At 44.4% G+C, this 2,767-nt stretch carries 3 protein-coding genes; all 3 read left to right on the top strand.

The window, feature by feature from the left end:
* Nucleotides 1-70 precede the first annotated feature (70 nt).
* Genes ACYVG7_RS10705 through ACYVG7_RS10695 form a run of 3 tightly spaced genes read left to right on the top strand, consistent with a single transcriptional unit; the run spans nucleotide 71 to nucleotide 2,738 of the window.
* Nucleotides 71-262, top strand: a complete 192-nt coding sequence (locus tag ACYVG7_RS10705) for an EscU/YscU/HrcU family type III secretion system export apparatus switch protein (protein WP_460883099.1) — start codon at nucleotides 71-73, stop codon at nucleotides 260-262.
* Entirely contained in the window at nucleotides 244-2,343 is a 2,100-nt protein-coding gene (locus ACYVG7_RS10700) for a flagellar biosynthesis protein FlhA (protein WP_460883098.1), read from the top strand. Before ACYVG7_RS10705 ends, ACYVG7_RS10700 begins: the two co-directional genes overlap by 19 nt.
* Nucleotides 2,340-2,738, top strand: a complete 399-nt coding sequence (locus ACYVG7_RS10695) for a flagellar hook-basal body complex protein (RefSeq protein ID WP_460883097.1) — start codon at nucleotides 2,340-2,342, stop codon at nucleotides 2,736-2,738. Before ACYVG7_RS10700 ends, ACYVG7_RS10695 begins: the two co-directional genes overlap by 4 nt.
* Nucleotides 2,739-2,767 lie beyond the last annotated feature (29 nt).

The following is a 2,767-nucleotide window of genomic DNA, read 5'->3' as shown; positions in this document are numbered from 1 at the left end:
TGGAACTGGTCAGGATCGGCTGTCGTACGGCTCCAATGCCACAACGCCTGTTGAAGCTGGCTGAGTCTCGATGGTAATCAGGAAAGGTTTTATGGCCAATAGAGTGCGAGAACTTGCCATCGAACATAGCGTAATGATTATCCAGGACATAGCGCTTGCGCGTCAATTATATGCCACATCAAAAACTGGAGACTATATTTCGGTCGATTGTTTTGAGGCTGTGTCAAAAATTTATAAGAAGTTATGGAAGACAAAGCGGTGAATAATAGGCGCGGATTATTTTCCGGAGGAGCATTAGGTTCCAGATCTGATCTGGCAATCGTTTTATTGTCTCTTCTCATCTTGGGTATATTATTCGTTCCTTTGCCCAAGCCATTCTTGGACTTTTTACTGATCTGCAATGTCAGCTTGGCCTTGCTTATTCTACTGGTGACGTTTTATGCGGATAAACCACTAAAATTCTCAACATTTCCATCTATTTTGCTGATCGTGACATTATTCCGATTAGCACTAAATATATCGACAACACGATTAATATTGTCTGACGCGGATGCCGGGAAAGTCATCAAAGCAGTCGGGGCCTATGTGATTGGTGGCAACTATGTGGTCGGTGTAGTGGTTTTTGTCATTTTGGTGATAGTCCAATATGTGGTTATTACTAACGGTGCACAGCGTGTCGCCGAAGTCGCCGCCCGGTTTACCCTGGATAGCATGCCTGGTAAACAGATGAGCATTGATGCCGATCTGAATATGGGCATCATTGACGATGTTCAGGCGCAAGAGAGAAGGCAAGAAATTCAACAAGAGGCAAATTTTTATGGTGCAATGGATGGTGCTACCAAATTTGTAAAAGGTGATGCTATTGCTGGCATCATCATCATATTTGTCAATATCATTGCTGGATTGTTGATTGGTGTTAATTCCCATCAAATGAGCTGGGGCGTTGCACTGCAAACCTATACGCTCTTGACAGTGGGTGATGGCATTATTACTCAAATTCCATCACTGGTGATAGCAACCGCAACGGGCATTATTATAACAAGAGCGGCAACCGACGCTAAATTGGGTTCGGAGGTGATTAACCAATTAACATCACATCCTGGATCGCTTCTCATGCTGGCGTGTGGCTTGACGGTTACCCTGTTTTTGCCCGGAATTCCTGCTGTGCCAGTCGGTTGTGTATTAGTGCCGGTATTAGTGTTAATTTTTTATTCCTATACCAACCATAAAAACAATCTCTCTGAAGCCGGAAGTGGCTCTGACGCAGAACTAAATGCAAGCAGCGACACAGTTGAGAACGCCGTGTTACGGCCGATAGAGATAAAATTGGGCTCCATAGCGGCAAAATTTATTGAAGCTCAACGAGATAGTTTCACGGATAAAATTAATAACTTTAGAAAACAATTTGCACTGGAGTCTGGTTTTGTAGTTCCTTCAGTGAGCATCGAAGTTGACCCAATGATTAGCTCAGCGGTTGACTACCAAATCTATATCTTCGGTGTCTCTGTTGGCCGTGGGGAAATTCGGGATAATGATGTGTTAGCCATCGCAGGCGGAGCGGTAAAAGTTGAGCTAGAGGGCGAGAAGACTAAAGATCCGACATACGGGTTACCGGCTATCTGGATTGATAAAAAGCGTAGTACACATGCGCGTGAACATGGCTTCACAATCGTTGAACCAGAAACCATGCTGCTGACGCATTTAACCGATGTGATAAAACGTCACTCACATGAATTGTTGACGCGAGCTGAACTCCAAAATCTATTCAATAAAAACAAGGTTCAAACTCAGGACATTTTAGCGGAAATGATCCCGTCTAAAATATCTATGGCTGAAACTCAACGAGTCTTTCAATCCTTGTTAAAGGAGCAAGTCCCAATCAGGAATGTATCACTCATCCTTGAAACATTATCCGAGTGCGTGCAGAGCAAAAAGGGGACTGTAGAAGAACTTTGTGAATCCATTCGCAAACGGCTTGGTAGTGCTATCTGCCAGCAATTGCTGAATAAGGCTAATGAAGTTGATGTGTTGACCTTTGATGGGCAGACCGAAAGGGCATTGATTAGCGCTGTGAATCCACCGGAGCGTCTAGCTGCATTTAATATTGAGCCTGTGCAAATGGAAAAGGTGATCGCCGGGATCCTGGCTTCGTGCCAGCGCATGATGGCGAAGGGGAAAATGCCAGTTTTATTGTGTGCTCCCATTTTGAGATTAAAGATCAAACAAATTACGGAGCGTAGTTTTCCTCGTTTGGTGGTTTTGTCGATGTTGGAGATCCCAAATTCAATCACGATAAAGTCACATGAAGTGATCCGAGTGAATTTTCCAGGGGATAATCGATGAGCTCTATTATTGATAGCGTCAGTTTTGCTATGCGACGCGACCAAGCTGCGGTTGACCAAATCGCTGTAAACATAGCGAATAGTAATACGCCAGGCTTCCAATCTCATTTGCTCGGAGAGGTTGAAACCACCGCCGATGTATCCACTGGTTATGAGCGGAATGAACGTCATGGGCGATTGAATAGTACCGGTAAAGCGACAGATCTTGCACTCGAGGGAAATGGATACTTTGTCGTGTCAGATGGTGAAAATCTAAAACTTACCCGTAATGGTTCTTTTAAACTGGATGAGAATAACTATTTGGTCTCCGCTTCTAATGCTGCTCGAGTTCAAGGGCAGAATGCAGGGCGGGATCGCACTTTGTTAATGAAATTTGAACAGGCTGATCGTCTGTGATCTAATCACGCCTCCATGCAGGAGGCGCG

Source organism: Pseudaeromonas pectinilytica (assembly GCF_054780855.1).
The sequence above is the reverse complement of the archived record's forward strand: the minus strand, read 5'-3'. Positions and strand labels throughout refer to the sequence as shown.